The sequence below is a fragment of the Agriterribacter sp. genome, assembly GCF_035445465.1.
Lineage (GTDB): Bacteria > Bacteroidota > Bacteroidia > Chitinophagales > Chitinophagaceae > Agriterribacter.
The window spans coordinates 84,613-108,095 of the sequence record NZ_DAOMQT010000011.1 but is presented as its reverse complement, the minus strand read 5'-3'; the positions used below and the strand labels follow the sequence as shown (position 1 = coordinate 108,095).

The following is a 23,483-nucleotide window of genomic DNA, read 5'->3' as shown; positions in this document are numbered from 1 at the left end:
ACGCTTTCCATAGCACAGGTTGAATGGAGTGCAGCATTTATCTTCGCATCAGAATATACAGTAAATACTTTTAATGTCAGGCACAAATATTTGCTGCTATACTGATATATGAAACGGAGAAAAAATAGTACAGTATTATTTATCGGAGCGATCATGATTGCAGGTGGTTGTAATGCATTGACGCCAGGCCGCGATCAGCCTCACACACTACAGGCAGATACCATTACTGTTGCAGATAGTACTCCTGGTTATTCCGTAAAATTTGGCACGGATGATACAATAGCACTAAAGGAAAACATCACTGTGCAACCTGATTTACTGCTTACAGATGAACCGCCGTTGCCCTCTGCGAGAATGCTCAGCGAAGCCGATAAAACCTATATTGACTGGATCATTCCGGATTACCCGGATGTTATTTTATTGCATGAAGGCAGTGCTGAAACGCTGGAGTATACGGAAGCGGTATACGGGTATCTTAAATTAAAGAAGGGCAGTGTGCAAAGAAAGATCATCACTCAAAAGTATACAGACAAAGCAAAGGATAAAAGATTCTATATAGCTGACGTGGGAGAGAACTGGTATGAAGTGTATGTTTTTGATGAGTGGAAATAAGGAAGGAGACCTCCGGCAAATGCTGCCGGGATGGATTGGCATATGCTTTGCAAATCTTAGAGTGATAACAAAAGTGAATGAATATTACTGCTGCTGAGGCAGACAGTAAATAATTTTTAATTGATGCAGGCGGAAGATTATGGAGAACCAATACTTCAGGTTTAAGCCCCTGCATTGTAAATGGGTAATTCATTATGCGCCCTGATCTTCTCCGGTTTAATGGCAGCAGCATTTACTGTCCTATTGCGGATGTACATATTGATCCTTCCATTCCTGTTGACCGTGCAATTATTACACATGCCCATAGCGATCATGCAAAGGCTGGCAGCCGGCATTATCTTGCACATAAGGATAGTGAAGCTGTTTTACGCCAACGCCTGGGAGAAGACATTTCTTTACAAACAGTTCAATATGGGGAACGATTTACTATTAACGGGGTAAATTTTTCATTGCACCCGGCAGGACATATCATTGGTTCTGCACAGGTAAGCGTTGCTCACCATGATATGGTTTGGGTGGTAAGCGGGGATTATAAGTTGGAGGATGATCATTTTTCAACACCCTTTGAGCCGGTAAAGTGCAATGTGTTTATATCTGAATCCACTTTTGGCCTGCCCATATACAAATGGGAACCGCAGGAAAAAGTATTCGACAGCATACGGGCATGGCACAGCAAAAATAAACAGGAAGGAAAGGTGAGCCTGCTTTTAGGATACGCGCTGGGGAAGATGCAACGGATATTGAAAAATATCCGAACAGAGAATGAAACAATATTTGCGCATGGTGCGGTATACTATTGCAATGAAAGGCTGCGGCAGGCGGGATTTGATTTGCCCCGGCTCACACTTGTAACAAAAGACATAGATAAGAAACTTTTTAAAAATGCGCTGGTATTAGCCCCTCCCTCGGCAAGTGGTTCACCCTGGCTTAAAAAATTTGCCCCGTTTTCTATGGGTTATTGCTCCGGATGGATGCGGGTGCGCGGTGCAAAGAACAGGAGAGCTGTTGACCAGGGTTTTGTGTTAAGCGATCATGCCGATTGGAATGGATTAAATGCAGCTATAAAAAGTACAGGTGCCGAAAAGGTATTTGTAACGCATGGGTTTACCAGTGTTTTTTCGCGTTGGCTGAATGAAAACAATATAGAAGCAACCGAAGTAATAACCAGGTATGGAAAAGAGGATGAAAGTGAGCAACCCATTCCTGGTGAACAGGATTCAATCAAACCGGAGGTTTAACCATGAAGGCGTTCGCAGCATTATTTTTAGATCTTGACCGTACCAATAAAACCAATGAAAAGGTTGAATTGCTGAAACAATATTTTTCATCTGCACCGGATAAGGATAAAATATGGGCACTCGCTTTGTTTACAGGACGACGTCCTTCATTTAAAGTAAACAGTACGCAAATGCAGCAATGGGCTGCCGGGGAAGCGCAGATACCGGACTGGCTTTTCAGGGAAAGTTACAACAGTGTTGGCGACCTGGGCGAAACCATATCGCTGGTACTGCCTCCGCATAATAACACTTTAACGGAAAAGTCGTTAAGCGACTGGTTTGACTACTTAAGGGTGTTGCCCTCATTGACAGATGAAGAAAAGAAAATAAAAATCCTGGAGGCATGGCAGCAATTAACACAGCACGAAATATTCGTGTTTAATAAATTGCTGATGGGAAGCTTTCGTATCGGCGTTTCTCAAACTTTAGTGATTCGTGCTATAGGGGAAGCTACAAAAATGGAGCCGGCCATTATTGCACATCGTATAATGGGCAATTGGAAGCCTGCTGAAATAAGTTTTGATGAACTGATCTTTAAAGAAGGGGAGAACGATAATGATTCAAGACCTTATCCTTTTTATCTTGCTTATTCCGTGGAAGGAGATATTTCAGGGTTGGGAGACCCCGCGGCTTGGTACGCTGAATGGAAATGGGATGGCATACGCTCACAAATTATTTTTCGTAACAATGAATTGTATATATGGACGAGAGGAGAAGAATTAGCTACAGATAAATTTCCGGAGCTGCATATTTTGAAAAATTTGTTAGCCGATGGCACTGTATTAGACGGAGAGATAGTGAGTTTCAGAGATGGCAAACCACTGCCTTTTAATATGCTGCAAACACGTATAAGCAGGAAAAACCTGACGAAGAAAATTTTGCAGGATGCACCGCTAGCATTCATTGCATACGATATACTGGAAGCCGGTGGAATTGATATCCGGCCATTACCACAGCAGCAGAGAAGAGAAAATCTGGAACAGCTCTTTAATACCATGCAGGCAACTCCTGTGGCTCATCTTTCCCCATTACTTGTATTTGCCGGTTGGGAGGATCTGAAAACACTGCACACACAATCCAGGGAGCATGCCGCAGAAGGCTTTATGCTAAAAAACAAAACGGGTGCTTACCAGGCAGGCAGAAAAAAAGGGGAGTGGTGGAAATGGAAAGTAAATCCTTTAAGCATTGATGCGGTATTGATCTATGCGCAAAAAGGCCATGGCCGCAGAACAGAGCTGTATACGGATTATACTTTTGCTGTATGGGATGCAGACAATACGTTAATTCCGTTTGCCAAAGCGTATTCAGGACTCACTGATAAGGAAATTACTGAAGTAGACAGGTTCATCAAACAACATACCATTGAAAAGTTCGGGCCCGTGCGTACGGTTAAGCCTGAACTGGTTTTTGAAATTGGTTTTGAAGGTATTAATAAGTCTGCCCGGCATAAATCGGGGATCGCTGTACGGTTTCCGCGTATCCTGAGCTGGCGCAAGGATAAAAAACCAACGGAAGCAGATACACTGGAAAATTTGAAAAATATTCTGGAACTGTATAAATGATCTCCCCTCTATTTATAAAAATACACAGGTAGCCGTTGGTTTCTGATTTTCTTGTGTGGTAAAAGATACACCTATAGCATATTTTATTGGAGTAAGATAAAATTCATCTATTTTTTTTAAATGTACGTATATTTTCCGTACACTTGTTATAAAAAAACATAGATTATGGAATCAGGGATAGCCAGATTTGACACAAGACTTTCCAAAGCTCAGAAAGAATTTTTCGAATACGCGGCAAATTTAGGCGGCTATAGAACGTTGACCGAATTTGTTATTAACTCTGTGCAGAGTAAGGCGGATGAAATTGTAGAAAAACATACTTCTATTATTGCATCGAAGCGGGATCAGGAAATTTTCTTCGAGGCCATAATGAATCCGGCCGTGCCCGGTAAAAAACTCAGTGTTGCTGCCAAAAAATACAATAAACTGGTGAAGCAGAAATGAGTTACATAACAGTTCCTTTAGATACTTCTCACAATAAAGAAAATTTTAATTGTGGGAAACCGCTGCTTAATTCCTGTTTACATAAACAGGCAAAGCAAGCAGTGAAAAGGAGGCTTTCCGCTTGTTTTATTCTTCGTGATGGAAAAGAAATAAAAGGGTATTATACGCTTTCTACCGCTTCTGTTGAAAAAAGGATGCTGCCGCAGGAAATTATCAAAAAATTGCCTCCCTCATACAATGACCTGCCAGCGATATTATTAGGCAGATTAGCTATTAATAGAAGCTATCAGGGCCAGGGATTGGGAGAACTGATTTTAATGGATGCCTTAAAAAGAAGTTATTTCGCTTCAATGCAAGTTGGATCAATGGCAGTAATAGTAGACCCGCTGGATGAGGAAGCGGTAAGATTTTATAAGCAATATGATTTTATTCTTCTTAGTGATAGCGGTAAGATGTTTTTGCCGATGGCTACAATTGTTTCGCTATTCCCCGATGTGTAAATAATTTCTTATTGTATAAGGGAATGCTGCTGTCGAAATACATCTGTCGGACATATCAAATCGAAAAAGAGGTTGTCTCAATGTAAATGAAACAACCTCCTAAAGAGTCGGGACGACAAGATTCGAACTTGCGACCCCTAGCACCCCATGCTAGTGCGCTACCGGGCTGCGCTACGTCCCGAACACTATGCAAGATGATTATCCTGCAAGTATCTTTGTATATCCTTCTTTCAACATTTTCTGTACTGCCAACATAATACTTTTGTAAAGAACTGCTGTATATAATATACACCCAAAACATGTTCCATATAGTTTAGCAACTTGCGACCCTCCCGCCCTCAGGCGGGATGCGCTTACAGAGGGACGCTACGTCCCGAACTGTGTTAACGGGCTGCAAAAGTAGCTTAAAATTCCAATTTCAAAAAATCAATAAATAGCATTTATCTTCGCTGAACTTTTCACAATGACTATCCTCATTCGCAAAGCCATTATTACGCAGCCCGGTTCTCCATTTAACGGACAGCAAAAGGATATTTTAATTACCGGTGGCGTCATCGTTCGCATAGCAGATGATATTACAGAAAAAGCAGATACTGTTATTGAACGCGCAGGGCTACAGGTTTCGCCGGGCTGGGTAGATATTTTCGCGCATTTCTGCGACCCCGGCTATGAATTTAAAGAAACGCTCCAAACAGGTGCAAAAGCGGCGGCTGCAGGCGGGTATACCCATGTGCTGGTATTGCCTAACACCAATCCTGTAGTACACAGCAAATCGCAGGTAGAATATATTAAAGAAAAAAGCAGGTCCTTACCGGTGAACATTCATCCCATAGGCGCCATTTCAAAAAATGCAGAAGGAAAAGACCTTGCCGAAATGTACGATATGTTCGCCAGCGGGGCCATAGCCTTCAGCGATGGTACCCATGCGGTGCAGTCGGCCGGCGTTCTGTTAAAAGCGTTGCAATATGTAAAAGCTTTTGATGGAGTGCTCATACAAATACCACAGGATAAGAGTATCGGAACGCATGGACTAATGAATGAAGGGATTATTTCTACCCGGCTGGGCCTGCCCGGGAAACCGGTTATCGCGGAGGAAATGATGGTGGCAAGAGATATTGAACTGGCAGAGTATGCGGCATCCAAACTGCATTTTACAGGCATCAGCACCCAACGATCGGTTGATCATATTAAAATGGCTAAGGAAAAGGGTTTGCAGGTAACCTGTTCCGTTACGCCTTACCATCTTTTTTTCAGTGATGAAGACCTGGTGAATTACGATACTAACCTTAAAGTAAACCCTCCTTTGCGCACCCCCGAAAACAGGCAGGCATTACGCGAAGCTGTAAACAACGGCTGGATTGACTGCATCGCGTCTCATCATTTTCCACAGGAATGGGATAGCAAAACCTGCGAGTTTGAATATGCAGGGTATGGTATGATAGGGCTGGAAACGGCTTTTGGCGTGGCAGGCGCCGTAGGCATTGGTACCGAACGCTGGGTAGAATTGTGTAGCACTAACCCGCGTAAAATTTTTGGATTACCCGCTGCTGCTATACAGGAAGGGCATCCTGCAGACCTTACCTTGTTTAACCCGGGAGTAACGTACCGCTTTGAAGAAAGACAAATTCAGTCAAAGTCAAAAAATTCTCCTTTCACAGGAAAAGAACTTAAGGGACAGGTAATTGGGATAATTAACGGAGAGAAGGTATTTTTGAACACCTGATTTTTTACCAAAACAATAATTATGGAAAAAAAGCGAACAGACGTGGGACTTACCTACGGACTAATATCCGGATTGGCATCTGTTATTTTTAGCCTCTTGCTATATTTGGGAGGTGTACAATGGTTTGTAAACCCCTTAGCCTATGCCGGTATTATAATACCTGTAATTATTGCTGTGCTTGCGGGGTTAAAACAAAAAAAGCTGAATGAAGGTTATCTTGATTTCGCTGCTGCCCTGAAAGTGGTTTTTACAACCTTTGTCATTGGCACGATAATCAGTACTTTATTTAGTTATGTGCTGTTTAACTTTATTGATGTGCCATTCCGCGAAGCACTCATGCAGGAAACGGCAGAAAAGACGCAGCAGATGATGCAAAAATTTGGCGCATCACAGGATCAGATAGATAAAGCAACAGAAGATATGATGAAGGGCAATAATTACACTTTCGGAAAGCAAATGCTTGGCGCGGCATTCTTTTGCATTTTCTGGTTTATAATAAGTGTCATTATAGCTGCCATTATTAAAAAGAAAAAGCCGGAATTTCCAACGGCTGTTCAATAATACTGTAATATTTCTGCATGAACATCAGCGTTGTTATCCCATTATTTAATGAAGAGGAGTCGTTGTCTGAATTGTGTGTCTGGATACAGAAGATAATGGATGAAAACGGGTTTTCATATGAGATCATTTTGGTAGATGACGGAAGCACAGACCGCTCATGGTGTGTTGTTGAGCAATTGCGCACAGGGCATTCGTGCATAAAGGGCATTAAGTTCCAGCGTAATTATGGTAAAAGCGCGGCGCTTAATGAAGGCTTCAGGGCGGCGCAGGGCGAAGTGGTGATTACTATGGATGCGGATCTGCAGGACAGTCCTGATGAAATACCCGAACTGAGAAAAATGATCGTGGAAGACGGATATGATATGGTAAGCGGGTGGAAGAAGAAAAGATATGACAGTACGCTCACTAAAAATATTCCTTCCAGGTTTTTTAATGCCGTTACCCGCCGCATGTCTAAAATACCTTTGCATGATTTTAATTGCGGGTTAAAAGCCTATAAAAACAAGGTAATAAAAAGCATTGAGGTATACGGAGAAATGCATCGCTACATTCCTGTGCTGGCCAAGTGGGCAGGGTTTAAAAAGATTGGTGAAAAAGTAGTAGAGCACCGCCCGCGCAAATATGGTGTTACCAAGTTTGGCTGGGAACGCTTCATTAACGGTTTTTTGGATCTTGCCTCCATTATGTTCGTAGGCAGGTTTGGAAAAAAGCCTATGCATTTTTTTGGATTATGGGGAACCCTGAGTTTTTTTATCGGGCTATTGCTCAGTATTTATCTTATTATCAGCAAATTTGTTGACCCCGAATACGCGTTAACCAACCGTCCTGCTTTTTTTATTGCGCTAACCCTGCTTTTGCTGGGGTCGCAGCTTTTTTTAGCAGGATTTACAGGTGAGCTTATTGCCCGCAATTCTGCGGAACGCAATACTTACCTGGTAGAAAAGAAGCTGGGCGTTTGATCGTATATATAAGTGCTAATGAAAAGAAAGATTGTCATCATTGGTCCCGCACATCCTTTGCGCGGAGGATTAGCTTCATACGATGAACGACTGGCGAAGGAATTTCAGCAGCAGGGATGGGATACACATATTTATACCTTTTCATTACAGTACCCCGGTTTTCTTTTTCCCGGCACAACACAATATTCATCTGAGCCGCCACCTGCCGGGCTGGATATACATGTTCGTATTAATTCGGTTAATCCCTTTAACTGGTATAGCGTTGGCAGGGAGCTGCAAAAGCTTTCACCGGATATTATTGTAGTTCGGTATTGGCTGCCTTTTATGGGGCCATGCCTGGGAACAATATTGAGGGTCGCTAAAAAAAATAAGCGGAGTAAAATAGTATGTATTGCCGATAATATTATACCCCACGAAAAAAGGCCGGGCGACACTGCTTTTACCCGCTATTTTTTAAAAGCGGTGGACGCATTTATTACGATGAGCGAAAAAGTGCTGGCCGACCTGCGCATGATTGAATTTAAAAAAACCGCACGGTTTGTTCCTCATCCCCTGTATGATAATTTCGGGGAGAAGATCAGCAAAGAAGCAGCACGCCATAAGCTGGGTTTAAACAAAAATGACAGGATCGTATTATTTTTTGGGTTTATCCGCAAATACAAAGGGTTTGATATTTTGTTAGATGCGATGAAAATAGTGAAGGAAAAAGTTTCGGTGCAAATAGCTCCGCCTGTGAAGCTGCTGGTAGCAGGTGAGTTTTATGAAGATAGTAAACCCTATCTCCGGCAAATTAAGGATAATGACATTGAAGATGTATTGATACTAAAAACGGATTTTGTTCCCGACAGTGAGGTGAAATACTACCTGTGTGCCGCTGATGTGGTAATACAACCCTACCGCAATGCTACTCAAAGCGGTGTAACACCGTTGGCTTATCACTTTGAAACGCCCATGATTATAACTAATGTAGGAGGGTTAACTGCTATGGTGCCGGATGGTAAAGCCGGTTTGGTTGCGGAGCCTGATGCCGGTTCCATAGCTGTAAAGATATTTCGGTTCTATGAAATGGGAGAAGATCATTTTATTCCGGGCCTGATTGAAGAAAAAAAGAAATATACCTGGGATAATATGGTAAAAGCGATTGAGGAGGTGAGTGGGTGAGTAGTGAATGGTGCGTGTATTCAAAAGATAGGGAAAGCGGTGAGCCGGTTGGAATGCGGTTTATGTCCGGAGCTGTGTTGTTTATGCTGTTATGGCATATTGGGATATATAAAGATGATATAGCAGAACATAAGGCCCGGAATTGCATTTCAGCGCAGTCCCTCTCCACAGCGGGGAGAGGGAAAGAGGGTGAGGGGGAAAATTCGGCTTACATTTGTACATAAATTAAGTATTATTAATAATGATCTACAGGAGCAAGGCGCCATTGCGGATAGGTTTAGCGGGGGGAGGAACGGATGTAAGTCCGTATTGCGACTTGTACGGAGGCGCCATTCTTAATGCAACGGTTTCCTTATACGCATATGCCAATATTGAACCGTTGAATGAGGAGATCATTATTCTGGAAGCCGCAGACAGAAGAGAAATATTGCAATATCAATGTAATAAAATTCTGCCGGTAAATGGTGAGCTTGACCTGTTAAAGGGTGTGTATAACCGTATACAGGAAGATTATGGCGTACCCACCATCGGTTTCAAATTACAAACTTTTGTAGATGCACCTGCCGGTTCCGGTCTGGGCACTTCGTCTACCCTGGTGGTAGCTATTATAGGTGCATTTGCAGAAATGCTGAAGCTGCCCTTAGGCGAATATGATATTGCACATTATGCTTATCATATAGAGCGTAATGATCTGAACCTGGCCGGAGGAAGGCAGGATCAGTATGCGGCCACATTTGGCGGTGTTAACTATATGGAATTTTATGAAGAAGATAAAGTGATCGTTAACCCGCTGCGCATCAAGTATGAATACCTCAGCGAACTCGAAAATAATTTAGTATTGTTTTATACCGCTTCCAGCAGGGAATCGGCCGCCATCATTAAAGAACAGCAAAAAAATGTACAGCAAAAAAAGGAAGGCTCTATAGAAGCGATGCACCAGCTGAAAGAACAAAGCCGGATGATGAAAGAAGCATTGCTGAAAGGGAGGCTTAACGAGATCGGTGAAATATTAGATTTCGGATTCCAACAAAAGCGGAAAATGGCAGCTAATATTTCCAACCCGTTTATTGAAGAAATATACTATACTGCAAAAAAAGCAGGTGCTTCCGGAGGAAAAATATCAGGAGCAGGCGGCGGCGGGTTTATGATATTTTATTGTCCGGGAAATACCCGGTATAAGGTAATTGAAACCCTGCAGCAGTTTGGAGGAGAAGTAAAACAATATACGTTCACCAAAAACGGGTTGAGCACCTGGGCTGTATGATGAACAGGTGATGCCGGTTCCGGGGTTGACAATTTATTAAACAAAAAATATGCTGGGTAAAATAAAAGATATTGTTGCCGCATCAATAGCAGTAAAGCAGCAGGTATGGGCTGATGAAACATTATTGCAAACGGTGGAAGCTGTAACGGAAGTAATAACGAAAGCTTTTCAGCAGGGCAATAAGGTATTGTTCTGCGGCAACGGTGGCAGCGCTGCCGATGCACAGCATTTAGCTGCAGAATTCAGTGGTCGTTTTTATATTGACAGGGATGCGCTTCCTGCGGAAGCCCTGCATGCCAATACGTCTTATCTTACAGCCGTAGCCAACGATTACAGCTACGATGTAATTTATTCCCGGCTAATAAAGGGATTGGGAAATAAAGGCGATATACTGGTGGGATTATCCACCTCCGGCAATTCCAGAAATATTGTGCTGGCCTTTGAGCAGGCTAAGGCCAATGGCATGATTACCGTGGGTTTTACCGGAGAAAGCGGCGGTGAAATGAAAGCACTCAGCGATTATCTCATTAATGTGCCGTCGGCAGATACACCCCGCATACAGGAATCGCACATTTTGCTGGGACATATTATTTGCCAGTTGGTAGAGGAAAAATATTTCAACGGTCAGTAATTTGTTCATTGATTCTATTAACGGGGTATGTCTGTCAGCATTACAAAAGCTATTATTCTTGCGGGAGGATTAGGTACGCGTTTGCGGAGTGCAGTACCCAACCTGCCTAAATGTATGGCTCCCGTAAACGGCGTGCCGTTCATTGATTATGTAATTGCACATTTCCGGGAGCAGGGTATCCGGAATTTTATATTTGCGTTAGGATATAAAAGTGAGGTGTTTGAATCCTATCTTCAAACAGTGCTTCCGGCAGATAGTTACCGGCTTTCCATCGAAAAGGAGCCATTGGGCACGGGAGGCGCCATCCGGTTAGCATGCTCAAAAGCGGTTGAAAAAGACGTACTGGTAGTGAACGGGGATACTTTGTTCCGCATCAAGGTGCAGGATATAGCTGCTGTTCACTATCAGCAAAAAGCGCATTGTACACTGGCGCTGAAACCTATGAAAGCGTTTAGCCGTTACGGTATGGTAGAGCTGAATAAAGACCTTTCTGTTCATAGGTTTAAAGAGAAACAATATTTTGCAGAAGGGCTTATTAACGGAGGCGTTTACGCTTTACATGTGCCTGCGTTTATGAGCAGGCAGTTGTCTGTGAAATTTTCTTTTGAGAAAGATTACCTGGAACGGTTTTATACGGAAGGAACAATATTTGGTGTGGCGGAGGATGCTTATTTTATTGATATAGGTATACCCGAAGATTATGAAAGGGCCCTGATTGAATTACGTCCTGACAGCAGAAGTTGAGAACTGTAAACCAGTCTTTTGGTATTTGATTGGGTAGATTTAAGAAAGCGGATTGTCAGAAATTTTTAATATATGATTGATCTTACAAAAATTGATAAAAGCTGGACATTGTTCCTGGATCGTGACGGAGTGATCAATTATGAAACGGTGGGTTCCTATATTACGCGTTGGGAAGATTTTAAATTTTATGACGGAGTACTGAAAGCGCTGAGCGTTTTTTCTGAAAGGTTCGGCCGCATTTTTATTGTTACGAATCAACGGGGGGTGAGTAAGCGATTAATGACGGAGCAGGATTTAAAAAACATCCACCTCAATATGCTGGAAATGATTAAGTTGAATGGCGGAAGGGTAGATGAAATTTATTATTGTATTGATATGGAAGCGGAAAGCCCATGCAGGAAACCCAATGCCGGAATGGGTTTACAGGCTAAAAAGGATTTTCCTGAAATTGAATTTAAGCGGTCTTTAATGATCGGCAATACGATAAATGATATGATATTTGGTAAAAAATTAGGAATGTATACTTTTTTTATATCGTCTAACCGGCCTGCACCCGTATTGCCGGATGCAACGACTGACGCTGTTTTTTCGTCACTGGAAGATGTAGCTGATCTGATAATGCAATAAAAAGCGACTTTAATTGTTTTTGAATTGATGGTATCTCATCCATAAAATAATCAACCCGTAACATTTTTAAATACGTATAAATTTGCAAACATAAATTTGTTGTAATGAAAAAAATCTATTTTTTCTGCTATTTATAGTTGCACCCTGCATCCTGGTTTTGTCGTGTAAAAAAGACAAAAATGATGGAAATAATGAAGAGGATGATGATGCTAATCTCCCACCTCTTACTACTGTTATCGGATATTGGGTGGGGAAATATGGAGCAGGAGCTAATGAGCCTAATTTTGATTATGCTTTTATGTTAAAAGCAGATTCAACGATGACTGTTTACATGAATAGTGCTGATACCGCTAATGCGGAGAAAGCATACGGGGTATGGGAATATAATAACAATATGCTTAAAACTTATTATGCCTTTTCACAACAGGAAAGGTATTCCACCATTAGTACACTTAAACACAGAACTTTGACTGGTACATGGGGGCCATTACTTGAAACTGTTGGAGGCGGAAAACTTAAAGTAAGGTTTAAGTAACAATTATCTCGTTGCTAAATAACAAAACGGCTGTTCTGGAAATCAGAAACAGCCGCTTTGTTTTCCGTTCCTTGCGGAAACAAACCTTCGCTTATTTATTAGTTATTTATTAGTATAAGATGCACTTGGTGAAGTTACATAGCTAGCTGAATCTTTTAAAGGAGATTGTTTCTATTTTAAAAACTTCCTGTAAGCAATAGTGTTTTTCATATTCGGCTATTTTGTGCATTTTCTTTCCACACTCTGTACTTGTTCTTCTGTAGCTAAGGTTGTAATTACAAATAGTAGATTTCCTGCCAAACTGGCATTTTTTTAATGCCCTTTTGGTTATCTTTGCCTCTTCAAAAGTTCAGAACGTTATATGTTAGATGTGTTGACACAAAAAGTACATGATGGGCACAGGCAGGGAGAAGCATATGCCCCGTTTGTAAATGATCCTGCACAGTATAAAAAAAAATTTTATATAGAAAGCTATGGTTGCCAGATGAATTTCTCTGATAGTGAGATTGTAGCTTCCATATTGAATGATTCGGGTTTTGGTGCTACCCGGAATTATGCAGAAGCAGACCTGGTGTTCCTGAATACCTGCTCAATCCGCGAAAAAGCGGAACAAACCGTTCGTAAACGGCTTACGGAATTCCGGAAAATTAAGCAGGCCAAGCCCGGCCTGCTGGTAGGCGTACTGGGTTGCATGGCCGAAAGACTGAAATCAAAACTTCTTGAAGAAGAACAGCTGGTAGATATTGTTGTTGGTCCGGATGCCTACCGGAGCCTTCCGGGCTTAATAGAAGAAGCCGAAGGAGGTCAGAAAGCCGTAAATGTATTGCTCAGCCGCGAAGAAACCTATGCCGATATTTCTCCGGTACGGCTGAACAGCAATGGCGTATCAGGTTTTGTAAGCATCATGCGGGGCTGCAATAACATGTGCACCTTTTGCGTGGTGCCGTTTACCCGGGGAAGGGAAAGGAGCAGGGATGCATTTTCCATAATAAAAGAATGCCGGGATCTATTTGACCGGGGGTACAGGGAGGTAACGCTGTTGGGGCAAAATGTAGACAGCTATTATTTTACACCGGAAGCAGCAGGGAACACTTCAGAAAAATACTCCGCTGCAGTAACCTTTGCCCGGCTGCTGGAAATGGTAGCAAAAATTTCGCCGCTGCTGCGTGTCCGGTTCTCTACCTCGCATCCTAAAGATATTACCGACGACGTACTGCATGTTATAGCCCGGCATGAAAATATTTGTAAATACATACATCTTCCGGTACAGAGCGGCTCATCCCGCATATTGCAAATGATGAACCGTACCTATACCCGGGAATGGTATATGGCTAAAATTAACCGCATCCGGGAAATGATCCCCGATTGTGGCATCAGCAGTGATATTATCGCGGGGTTTTGTACGGAAACCGAAGAAGATCATCACGATACGCTTTCGTTAATGGAATATAGCAGGTACGACCTGAGCTATATGTTCTTTTACAGCGAACGACCGGGCACACTTGCACAAAGAAGATATAAAGACGATGTGCCGGAAGCTGATAAAAAAAGAAGGTTACAGGAAATTGTGGATCTGCAAAACCGGTTATCTAAGGAAAGCAATGAGAAAGACCTGGGCAAAACTTTTGAAGTATTAATTGAGGGCAACAGTAAAAAAAGTGATGAAGATTGGATGGGAAGAACGTCACAAAATAAAGTGATCGTTTTTTCAAAAAACGGCCATGTATATACAAAGGGTAATTACGTAAAGGTGAAGGTAACAGACTGCACAAAAGCAACCTTATTGGGAGAGATCATATAACATTGCCAACTCCTTTTAACAGCCATACAAAATGGATATACAATCAATAAAAAACAGGTTTGGTATAATAGGTAATTCGCCTGCATTGAGCTATGCCCTGCAAGTGGCTGCACAGGTGGCCAACACCGATCTTACCGTGCTTATTTATGGAGAAAGCGGGGTGGGTAAAGAAGTATTTTCGCAAATCATTCATGCCCTGTCATCCCGCAAACACAACCCATTTATAGCAGTAAACTGCGGGGCTATTCCGGAAGGCACTATTGATTCGGAATTGTTTGGACATGAAAAGGGATCCTTTACCGGCGCCGTTGACAGCCGGAAAGGATATTTTGAAACGGTAAACGGGGGAACCATTTTTTTAGACGAAATAGGGGAGATGCCCTTAGGCACGCAGGCTCGTTTATTGCGTGTTTTGGAAGCAGGAGAATATATCCGTGTAGGATCATCCAAAGTGCAGAAAACAGATGTGAGGGTTATAGCGGCTACCAACAAAGACCTGCTGGAATATACACACAAAGGAAAATTCAGGCAGGATCTCTATTACCGCCTCAATACGGTTCCGATACGCGTGCCTGCATTGAAAGACCGTCAGGAAGATATCATCCTTTTATTCAGGAAATTCGCTGCCGACTTTGCAGAACGCTACAAAACACCGTCTGTACAGCTGGATGACGAAGCGAAGGAACTGTTAATTCGTTATCCCTGGCCCGGTAATGTGAGAGAATTGAAGAATATTGCAGAGCAGATATCGGTGCTTACGCAGGATAAATTGATAACGGCAAAACAGCTACGTCAATTTTTGCCCGAGCATAATACCAACAGGATGCCTGTGCTTGCTGGAAGTAACGGAAGCGTATCGCACGCTGAGTTTGCCAATGAGAGAGAAATATTGTATAAGCTTTTCTTTGACATGAAAAAAGATGTTACCGAGCTGAAAAAGATGTTTGTTGATATCCTCCAAAACCCACAGCGTGCCGGTGCCATGGCTGCTTATACCAAAGAAACATTACTCGGCGATTACCAGCAGGTGGAAAGAGAGAAAAATGTAACGCCGGCTTTGGTTCAGGCTTCCCAGCCTGTGCTTATTAATAATAATGATATTTATGATCATGAGGAAATAGAAGAATCACTTAATATTATGGATAAAGAAAAGGAGTTGATCGTTAAAGCGCTGAAAAAGCATAAAGGCAAGCGCAAAGATGCTTCATCTGATCTGGGTATCAGCGAAAGAACGCTATACAGAAAGCTGAAAGAATACGATATTAATGAATAGTACGATGCTGAAAAGAAGCTTCTTCATATTGTTTGCCCTGGTATCGGTGCAGGCTACCTGTAATTATACTTTTAAAGATGTAAGCATACCTCCTGAAGTGAAAACGGTGAGCGTAAATTATATCGAGAACAGGGCCCGGTATATTAACCCGCAACTGAGTCCCCAGTTAACCGACAAGCTGCGACAGAAAATAACAGGACAAACCCGTTTAACCATCATCAACGGCGATGAGGCGCATTATGATATAGGAGGCTATATAACAGACTTTTCAGTAAATACTTCAGGTATTTCGGGAAAAGAAGCATCCAGTAACAACCTGAATGTAACGGTGCATGTCATATTCAAAAACCGGCTGGATGAAAAAAAGAATTTTGAGACAGACATCACGAGGAATTTCCCTTTTTCAGCTTCACTCAGTTTTACGGATGCGCAGAACCGCCTGATGGATGATATATTAAAAAATATATCGGATGATATTTTCAATAAAATATTCTCTAACTGGTAAAGGATAGTATCTTCATGCCAATGAATCCTGATTTCGATCATTTGCTGCAAAAAATCTTCTGCGCAGACACGCTGGAAGAAGCAGATGTATTGAGCATGGAACAATTAACCGGTCAGTATCCATATTTTGCCCCGCTTCAATACCTCCTTGCAAAAAAATACAGGCAGCTCGATTACGCAGCATACAAATCTCAGATTACAAAAACAGCTGTTTTTTTCAGTAACCCGCATTGGCTGAATGATTTATTACTGTCTGATCAGGAAGCTGATCTTAAAAATGAAGATGCAGGAGAGCATATTGTTGAAGAGCAACCCGTACATGTTCTGCCATCTCAACCAATCGCAACAGTATCCGTTTCAGAAGAGATACCTGAGGAAAATAATGTTGTGCTTTCGGAAGAATTTCCTGAAGAAAATACTTTATCCCGGCCTGTACAGGAAGAAGTGCCGCCGCATACTTTGATAGAGCACGGGGATAATGCCGGGTTGCCTGGCTATACAACCGGACAATCAAATGATACATACTTTGACATAGCTGTTGATAAAAACAGTTCCGCTGATGATTTTGAAAGCGCGATTTCCGTGCCCGGGACAGGGAAGGAATACCTCCCGGCGGTTCAGCCTGAACCCCGAGATGAAGAACAAATTCCATTTCAACCTAAGCCGGAAGAGGCTCTTTCCGATATTTTGCCAGGGGAAGTTGATGCAGTGTTGCCTGAACTTTCTACGCAGGGCGGGGAAACCATTCATTTGCAAACGAACAGTGAACCCCCGGAGAACGAAAGTATATTTCTGGAAAAGCCATCGCCTGAGGCGCCTGCAGAAGAAGCACCGCTTCCTGCTACTCAACAGGAATTCGTGGCTCAGGAAGTCATTCCTGCCGAACTACAGGAAGATATTTATTCCAATATATCCGAAACTTTCCCTGTAGCAGCAGAAACCCCACCTGCGGCTTTGCAGCAGGAGGAACCAGCGAATACGAAAAGCCCGGATATTGAAAAGCCCGCAGACGTTTCGCCGGAGAAAACAACGCTGCCATCACAGCTCATCAAGCCCGACAGCTTGTCGTTCCCTGATGCCGGTAGTTTGCCGCTTATACCCATAGAACCCTTGTATGCTGTTGATTACTTTGCATCACAGGGTATAAAACTGGGCAATGAGGATGGTAAGGATAAATTAAGCCAAAAATTGCGGAGTTTTACTGAATGGCTTAAAACCATGAAACGGATTCATCCCGAGAAGCTTGAGCAGGAAATGGATACCCAAACCTCCTCGGTTATCCAGCACATAGCAGAACACTCCAATGAACTGGAAGATGTGGTAACGGAGGCTATGGCTGAAGTTTACGCCCGGCAGGGACTCCGGAATAAAGCAGCAGAGGTATACCAGAAATTAAGTTTGCTCAATCCCAATAAAAGAGCTTATTTTGCAGCCAGAATTTCCAAATTAAACGAAACCTGATATGACGCTTTTGTTTTTGATATTGATTATTATATGCAGTGTGGTACTGGGTCTTATCATATTAATTCAAAACCCTAAAGGGGGCGGATTGTCCGGAAGTATTGCGGGCTTTAGTAACCAGTTTATGGGTGTTAAGCAAACCACGGATGTGCTGGAAAAAGGTTCATGGATATTCGCGGCCATAATAGGAGTGCTTTGCCTCTTTTCTACCTTTTTTATGAGCTCCGGTGACGGGGGGAGTCAGTTTATTAAAGGCATCAACACCAACCAGCAACAGCAGCAATCTTTACCGGTAGCACCTCCGCCACAACAAACAACACCCCAGGAGATTCCTGCGCAACCTCAACCATAATTCATTATTGAAAATAATTTTATAGTAACCCTGTTGTTTACCGGCAGGGTTTTTTGTTTATTTTCAACTTACTTATTGAAACCAGCAATCACGGTAAATGATGTTTAGAAAATTATTAGTATCCCTTTTTATTTTAGTGCTTGTAGTGATCCTTTTTTTGGCATGGAAGGTAACGGGCAGCAACACCGCTTTTAAAGAAGACAAATATGCGCTCTACATAAAAACGGGCAGCAGTTTTGAAAATGTAATGCAAACCCTCCGGGCAGACAGTGTGATCAAAGATCCGGGTCTGTTCTCATTCATCGCAAAAAAATTAAACCTGCCCCCCAAAATAAAAGCGGGCAAATATGAAATAAGGAAAGGGGCGGGTATTTGGGGCATCGTGCAAACAATTCGCCACGGCAAACAAACACCGGTAAACCTTGTGATAACCAAGCTCAGAACCAAAGAAGATTTTGCCCGTTTTGCAGGACAGCGGCTGGAATGTGATTCTCTTGCCATTATAACCTTGCTGAACAACAATGACTCACTGCAAAGCAAAGGATTGGATACCAGTAATGTAATGACGGCCATTATACCCAATACCTACAGCTTTTTCTGGAACACCACTGCCGCGGCGTTATTTAACAGGCTTTATAACGAAGAAAAAAAATTCTGGAAAGAAGAAAGGGTGCAAAAGGCACGCAACCTGGGGCTAACACCGCAACAGGTGTATATTCTGGCATCTGTAATTGAAGAAGAAACCAATAAGTACGATGAAATGCCCCTGATGGCAAGCGTATATATTAACCGGCTCAATAAAGGTATGCCGCTTGGCGCCGACCCCACTATAAAGTTTGCCAGCAGGAATTTTGCTGCCAGGAGAGTTACGTTGAAAATGATCAGTGAAAGCGCTGAATCACCGTATAATACATACAAAAATAAAGGCCTGCCACCCGGACCAATATGTACGCCTTCCGTTAAAACAATTGATGCAACGCTTGATGCGGCTGCTACCAATTATCTTTATTTCTGTGCAAAGCCCGATTTTTCGGGTTATCATGCTTTTGCGGTTACGGATACAGAGCATTTCAGAAATGCAAGAGCGTATCAGAAGGCATTGAACCGTTTAAAAATAAAATAAGTATTTTAGATGGTATGACGAAGCTTGAACGCATTATTATAACATCGCGGCCTGTTGATTTTATAATAACCCGGTCAAAGCAGTTGATCTTGCCGGGTTTCCAGGGATTGCCCCTGTATGATGTTGTATTGTTTTTACTGAGGCAAATTAAAAAGGAAGGTTTGAATATAAGAGCGGCGGCCATTTCATTTAACCTGTTAATGGCTATCCCCCCGTTTCTTATTTTTTTATTTACGCTGGTGCCTTACCTGCCCGGGCAACAGGATTTTGTAAGAGAGCTGCTTCGGCTAATAAGAGACCTTACCCCTAACCGTGATACGTATATATGGGTAAGGGATTTTATAGTAGATTTTACAAAACCACGCAGCGGATTACTGTCCATAGGTTTTATTACAGCAGGTTTCTTTGCATCCAATGCAATGCTGGGAATAATGAATTCCTTTAACCGCTCTTTACATGTGATGTACAGGCAAAAAAGAAATTTTTTTCAAAGCAGGGGCACTGCATTAAAACTTACCTTTTTTATCGCCACCATATTTATGGCATCTATCCTGCTGCTGATTTCACAGGGCAGTATATTAAGAAGTGTTTTACGCTGGATGAATATAGAAAGCGACACAATCCGCTGGTGGATCAGTTCACTGCGCTGGATTGTAATTATAGCTTTAATTTATTATGCTATCGGACTGATATACCGTTTTGCGCCCGCTATTCAGCGAAAATGGAATGTCAATTCACCCGGAACGATCCTCGCTACCTCTTTAATCATCCTGCTTACCATATTGTTCAGCTACTGGGTTAATAATTTTGGCACCTATAACAAAGTGTATGGCTCCATAGGCACGGTAATCATCCTGATGTCCTCCTTCTTCTTTAATTCTCTCATCCTGTTAATTGGCTTTGAATTGAATGTCAGCATCAACCACCTCAAAATGGAGGCGGAGACCAGGCAGGAAAAAGAAGAAGGACAAGGGTAGGGGTTAGGTGCCGTTAAAGGAGGGGAGAAGCTGATGGAAAATCCGGCCGATTTGTTTAATTTGCCTGATCGCCAGTAAATTATAAATTAAAGCCATGCTATGCCGGTAATATCTCCCTCTTTATTAGCCTGTAATTTTTTAAAGCTGCAGGAAGAATGCGATATGCTGAACGAAAGCGATGCAGATTGGTTTCACCTGGATATAATGGACGGGCGTTTTGTACCCAATATCAGTTTTGGGATGCCTTTAGTTGAAAAGATCCGTAAAGCCACAAACAAACCCTGCGATGTGCACTTAATGATCGAAGAGCCCGGCAGGTACGCGGCCGATTTTAAAATAGCGGGCGCCGATCATCTTATTGTTCATTATGAAGCCTGTCCGCACCTGCATCGCAATATTCAGCAAATCAAAGACCTGGGAATGAAAGCGGGCGTAGCTATTAACCCTCATACCCCTGTCCAGTTATTGCAGGACATTCTTCAATACACTGATATTATTTGCATGATGAGCGTAAACCCGGGTTTTGGCGGACAGGAGTTTATAGCACACACCTTAACCAAGATACAGTTGCTCCGCCAGCGCATTGATCAGTTGAAGCTCAATACGATTATTGAGGTGGATGGAGGCATTACAGTTGAAAATGCTCATGCGGTTATTGAAGCCGGAGCACATGCGCTGGTAGCCGGCACCACCATTTTTAATGCCCCGGATCCCCGGGAAGTAATACACCGGCTGAAGCATATATAAAATACTGGTGTTCAATGGTAGATATGCCATAATCCGCTACGTATAACCCCGCATTCACATCATGTTTTTTTGTATGTAATGCAGATTGCTGCTGCTTTCTGTTAGCATAAGGTAATGCCGCTACAGAAAATAACAAACCTCATAATAATAGTTTTGTGTACCCGTTTAATGTATGATAATTTCATTTTTATCGAATTTTAATTTCTACCCCCGTGAAAAAATTTACTTTAATTGAACCCAACACTATGGAGAAGGTTATAGCTATTTGCCAGCAGTATACTCCATTGGATGACACCAGCCAGCAGGCGCTGCAGCGTATTATTACGTTAAAGGAGTATCGCAAAAATGATCATGTATTTGAGCAGGATCAGTTTTGTGGCGATCTTTTTGTGATTGTAAAAGGCTCTTACCGGCTTTTTCATAAAGCAACACAAAAGGAGCACACTACCTGGCTGGGATATGATGATCATATCATATCTTCTCTTCATTGTTTATTGTTTAATACACCCGCAAGAGAAACCATGCATATCCTGGAGGATTCGGTTATTGGTGTAATACCTTATAACGAATTGCTGAGCCTGGGCCGTCAGTATGCCGCAATAGACAAGCTGAACCGCACTATCATGAGCATCTTTATTATGGAAATGCAGGAAAACCTTTTTGCTACCCGTTTTATGGAAGCGGCAGACCGCTACCATTATTTTACACAAAAGCAGCCTGAAGCTTTGCAGCGTATACCACTAACCTATCTCGCTTCTTTTCTGGGTATTACTAAAGAAAGCCTTAGCAGGATCCGTTCAGGATTCAGAACAAGAGATAACAGCTTTGGATTGAACAATTCTTACCTGCGAAACGCTTCATAACCATCGGCACAACAAGATTGAATAATAATGAGATCAAGGAAATTGAAATTCGTTTCAGTTTCCTTTTTTTTAGCCCATATACCGTGAGCTAACCTGACATACCCGATTTTAACGATAGGGCAACGCGCAATAATGGCGTGAATATTGTTGATTTAGCTGATAAAACACTTTATGGGAACGTATGCATTAAAACTGGAACGCCCATGGGATTATGTAAAGGAATTGCTGAAGGAGAATGATTACAGGCTTACAGATGAAGATTTGCTATATGTGCCGGGAAAGGAAGAGGAATTGCTGGAGCGGCTGGCTATAAAAATGAGCAGAACTAAGGATGAAATAAGAATGCTGATAGAAAGTATTTCAGCTAATGACAGGCTGGCTTTTTAGGTACTTACGGCAATTGGTTATTACCGGCAAACGCCTACTGTTGGTGCGATACACTTAACGTTGCCCGGGTTTTCGTTTATAAAATTTCCTTTGTGGTTTCCGGTCGCCGGATCTTTTACGCGGTTGCCATGCGGGCGCCTGCCCCAGGAATTGTGGTAATACTGCTTTTTCTACTTCTTTATCAATTAAAGCTTCAATAGCGGCAAAGCTGTTTTGTTCCTTTTCGCCCACCAGCGTAAAAGCCATGCCATCGGCTTCAGCCCTTGCTGTTCGGCCAATGCGGTGCACATAATCCTCCCCGTCACGCGGCACATCGTAATTAATAACAAGGTCAATGGTATCAATATCAATCCCACGGCTTAAAATATCGGTGGCCACCAGTATGGGTATGCGCCCGCTGGTAAAGCTGTTCACCACATTTTCGCGTTGCGATTGCACCAGGTCGCTATGCATTTCTTCCACTACAAAACCGTTTTGTTTTAGCATTCTTGTCAGCACTTTTACATTTTGTTTACGGCTGCAAAAGATCAGTACACTTTTATAAGGCGTTTTGGTTAATAAATATTTTACCAGCGGAAGCTTCTGCTGTTCATATACTATAAAAGCCCGTTGTACAATTTTTTCGGGTGGGCGGGAGATTGCGATATTAATTTCTACCGGGTTAACAAGGATCTGCTGCGCCAATTTCCTTATTTTGGGAGGCATGGTTGCCGAAAACAATAAGGTCTGGCGTTTTGAGGGCAGTTGGGTAATGATCCTGTTGATTTCATCCTGGAAGCCCATATCTAACATACGGTCTGCCTCATCTAATACCAGAAATTGTAGTCCTTTTATAGATACATAGCCCATATTAAGATGGGCTATAAAACGGCCGGGCGTACAAATAATAATATCGGCGCCCATCTGCAGGGCTTTTTTCTCACCAACAAAATTCTGTGCATCGCTGCCGCCATACACCGCCAGTGAGCTGATGGAAGTAAAATACGTGAGTCCTTCTAAGTGCTGGGCAATTTGTATTGCCAGCTCCCGTGTAGGCACAATGATCAGTGCCCGCACATCCCCGGCGGTATCTTTTTCCAGCAGGCGATGAATGATGGGGAGCAAAAATGCGGCTGTTTTACCGGTGCCGGTTTGTGCTGAAGCTATGATATCCTTTCCAGCCAGTATGGGAGGTATAACCTGTTCCTGCACCGGGGTGGCTGTTTCATAGTTCGAGGCTTCTATTCCTTCCAGCAGGTTGGGGTGAAAGTTAAATTCTGTAAAACGCAAATGATATAAGTATTTTATGTTATTTCAGTGAGTTCAGTTCCTTAGCAGGAACAAGTAAAGATAATTGAAAATTGCCAGTGCACCTTATCCGGCTTTTGTAAAGTGTCGTATTTTATTTTTAAGAGC

Annotated in this window: 25 protein-coding genes, 1 tRNA gene and 1 pseudogene; 24 read left to right on the top strand and 3 right to left on the bottom strand. The window is 42.5% G+C overall.

Annotated features, from left to right (window positions below):
* Positions 1–108 precede the first annotated feature (108 nt).
* The 5 genes from PLE34_RS08315 to PLE34_RS08295 all read left to right on the top strand — a co-directional run bounded on the left by PLE34_RS08315 (position 109) and on the right by PLE34_RS08295 (position 4,395).
* Positions 109–612 carry a hypothetical protein gene (locus PLE34_RS08315; RefSeq protein ID WP_324555813.1) on the top strand — a complete coding sequence of 168 codons (504 nt, stop codon included), beginning with the start codon at positions 109–111 and terminating at the stop codon, positions 610–612.
* Between the two features lie 194 nt (positions 613–806).
* Entirely contained in the window at positions 807–1,850 is a 1,044-nt protein-coding gene (locus PLE34_RS08310; RefSeq protein ID WP_324555811.1) for a ligase-associated DNA damage response exonuclease, read from the top strand.
* Positions 1,851–1,852: 2 nt separating this feature from the next.
* Complete coding sequence (locus PLE34_RS08305) at positions 1,853–3,451, top strand: ATP-dependent DNA ligase (protein WP_324555809.1); 1,599 nt, start codon at positions 1,853–1,855, stop codon at positions 3,449–3,451.
* A gap of 165 nt (positions 3,452–3,616) precedes the next feature.
* Entirely contained in the window at positions 3,617–3,895 is a 279-nt protein-coding gene (locus PLE34_RS08300; protein WP_324555807.1) for a type II toxin-antitoxin system TacA family antitoxin, read from the top strand.
* Positions 3,892–4,395, top strand: a complete 504-nt coding sequence (locus PLE34_RS08295; protein ID WP_324555805.1) for a GNAT family N-acetyltransferase — start codon at positions 3,892–3,894, stop codon at positions 4,393–4,395. Before PLE34_RS08300 ends, PLE34_RS08295 begins: the two co-directional genes overlap by 4 nt.
* A gap of 107 nt (positions 4,396–4,502) precedes the next feature.
* On the opposite strand, the gene PLE34_RS08290 is transcribed toward PLE34_RS08295, so the two are convergent.
* Together PLE34_RS08290 and PLE34_RS21850 are read right to left on the bottom strand one after the other, a co-directional pair.
* A tRNA-Pro gene (locus PLE34_RS08290) sits at positions 4,503–4,576 on the bottom strand.
* Positions 4,577–4,621: 45 nt separating this feature from the next.
* Positions 4,622–4,696, bottom strand: a pseudogene (locus PLE34_RS21850) (GIY-YIG nuclease family protein); the annotation flags it as partial.
* 162 nt (positions 4,697–4,858) lie between these two features.
* Between PLE34_RS21850 and PLE34_RS08285 the strand changes: the two are divergent.
* The 19 genes from PLE34_RS08285 to PLE34_RS08195 all read left to right on the top strand — a co-directional run bounded on the left by PLE34_RS08285 (position 4,859) and on the right by PLE34_RS08195 (position 22,088).
* On the top strand, positions 4,859–6,118 hold the full coding sequence (locus tag PLE34_RS08285) for a dihydroorotase (RefSeq protein ID WP_324555803.1): 1,260 nt from the start codon (positions 4,859–4,861) through the stop codon (positions 6,116–6,118).
* A 21-nt stretch (positions 6,119–6,139) separates the two neighbouring features.
* Positions 6,140–6,679, top strand: coding sequence for a DUF4199 domain-containing protein (locus PLE34_RS08280; RefSeq protein ID WP_324555801.1), 540 nt, complete (start codon positions 6,140–6,142; stop codon positions 6,677–6,679).
* A 17-nt stretch (positions 6,680–6,696) separates the two neighbouring features.
* Positions 6,697–7,638 carry a glycosyltransferase family 2 protein gene (locus PLE34_RS08275; RefSeq protein WP_324555799.1) on the top strand — a complete coding sequence of 314 codons (942 nt, stop codon included), beginning with the start codon at positions 6,697–6,699 and terminating at the stop codon, positions 7,636–7,638.
* Positions 7,639–7,656: 18 nt separating this feature from the next.
* Positions 7,657–8,799, top strand: coding sequence for a glycosyltransferase (locus PLE34_RS08270; RefSeq protein ID WP_324555797.1), 1,143 nt, complete (start codon positions 7,657–7,659; stop codon positions 8,797–8,799).
* Between the two features lie 241 nt (positions 8,800–9,040).
* Positions 9,041–10,063 carry a GHMP family kinase ATP-binding protein gene (locus tag PLE34_RS08265; RefSeq protein WP_324555795.1) on the top strand — a complete coding sequence of 341 codons (1,023 nt, stop codon included), beginning with the start codon at positions 9,041–9,043 and terminating at the stop codon, positions 10,061–10,063.
* A 49-nt stretch (positions 10,064–10,112) separates the two neighbouring features.
* Complete coding sequence (locus PLE34_RS08260) at positions 10,113–10,694, top strand: D-sedoheptulose-7-phosphate isomerase (RefSeq protein WP_324555793.1); 582 nt, start codon at positions 10,113–10,115, stop codon at positions 10,692–10,694.
* A gap of 27 nt (positions 10,695–10,721) precedes the next feature.
* Positions 10,722–11,438 (top strand): nucleotidyltransferase family protein, encoded by a 717-nt coding sequence (locus PLE34_RS08255; RefSeq protein ID WP_324555791.1) that lies wholly within the window; start codon positions 10,722–10,724, stop codon positions 11,436–11,438.
* A gap of 72 nt (positions 11,439–11,510) precedes the next feature.
* Positions 11,511–12,065, top strand: a complete 555-nt coding sequence (locus PLE34_RS08250; protein WP_324555789.1) for a D-glycero-alpha-D-manno-heptose-1,7-bisphosphate 7-phosphatase — start codon at positions 11,511–11,513, stop codon at positions 12,063–12,065.
* A gap of 157 nt (positions 12,066–12,222) precedes the next feature.
* A complete protein-coding gene (locus PLE34_RS08245; protein ID WP_324555787.1) occupies positions 12,223–12,600 on the top strand; it encodes a hypothetical protein in 378 nt (125 codons plus the stop codon).
* Between the two features lie 361 nt (positions 12,601–12,961).
* Positions 12,962–14,401 carry a tRNA (N6-isopentenyl adenosine(37)-C2)-methylthiotransferase MiaB gene (gene miaB / locus PLE34_RS08240; RefSeq protein ID WP_324555785.1) on the top strand — a complete coding sequence of 480 codons (1,440 nt, stop codon included), beginning with the start codon at positions 12,962–12,964 and terminating at the stop codon, positions 14,399–14,401.
* Between the two features lie 31 nt (positions 14,402–14,432).
* A complete protein-coding gene (locus PLE34_RS08235; protein ID WP_324555783.1) occupies positions 14,433–15,674 on the top strand; it encodes a sigma-54 interaction domain-containing protein in 1,242 nt (413 codons plus the stop codon).
* Between the two features lie 4 nt (positions 15,675–15,678).
* Positions 15,679–16,179 (top strand): LPS assembly lipoprotein LptE, encoded by a 501-nt coding sequence (gene lptE / locus PLE34_RS08230; protein WP_324555781.1) that lies wholly within the window; start codon positions 15,679–15,681, stop codon positions 16,177–16,179.
* Between the two features lie 14 nt (positions 16,180–16,193).
* Complete coding sequence (locus tag PLE34_RS08225; RefSeq protein WP_324555779.1) at positions 16,194–17,639, top strand: DUF8458 domain-containing protein; 1,446 nt, start codon at positions 16,194–16,196, stop codon at positions 17,637–17,639.
* Between the two features lies 1 nt (position 17,640).
* Positions 17,641–17,991 (top strand): preprotein translocase subunit SecG, encoded by a 351-nt coding sequence (secG, locus tag PLE34_RS08220; RefSeq protein WP_324555777.1) that lies wholly within the window; start codon positions 17,641–17,643, stop codon positions 17,989–17,991.
* A 97-nt stretch (positions 17,992–18,088) separates the two neighbouring features.
* Complete coding sequence (mltG, locus tag PLE34_RS08215) at positions 18,089–19,114, top strand: endolytic transglycosylase MltG (RefSeq protein WP_324555775.1); 1,026 nt, start codon at positions 18,089–18,091, stop codon at positions 19,112–19,114.
* 14 nt (positions 19,115–19,128) lie between these two features.
* On the top strand, positions 19,129–20,091 hold the full coding sequence (locus tag PLE34_RS08210; protein WP_324555773.1) for a YihY/virulence factor BrkB family protein: 963 nt from the start codon (positions 19,129–19,131) through the stop codon (positions 20,089–20,091).
* Between the two features lie 99 nt (positions 20,092–20,190).
* Complete coding sequence (rpe, locus tag PLE34_RS08205; RefSeq protein WP_324555771.1) at positions 20,191–20,838, top strand: ribulose-phosphate 3-epimerase; 648 nt, start codon at positions 20,191–20,193, stop codon at positions 20,836–20,838.
* A gap of 212 nt (positions 20,839–21,050) precedes the next feature.
* Positions 21,051–21,701, top strand: a complete 651-nt coding sequence (locus tag PLE34_RS08200) for a Crp/Fnr family transcriptional regulator (protein WP_324555769.1) — start codon at positions 21,051–21,053, stop codon at positions 21,699–21,701.
* Between the two features lie 171 nt (positions 21,702–21,872).
* The gene (locus PLE34_RS08195) at positions 21,873–22,088 is read left to right on the top strand and encodes a hypothetical protein (protein ID WP_324555767.1); all 216 of its coding nucleotides are present in this window, start codon (positions 21,873–21,875) and stop codon (positions 22,086–22,088) included.
* A 54-nt stretch (positions 22,089–22,142) separates the two neighbouring features.
* On the opposite strand, the gene PLE34_RS08190 is transcribed toward PLE34_RS08195, so the two are convergent.
* Entirely contained in the window at positions 22,143–23,357 is a 1,215-nt protein-coding gene (locus tag PLE34_RS08190) for a DEAD/DEAH box helicase (protein WP_324555765.1), read from the bottom strand.
* Positions 23,358–23,483 lie beyond the last annotated feature (126 nt).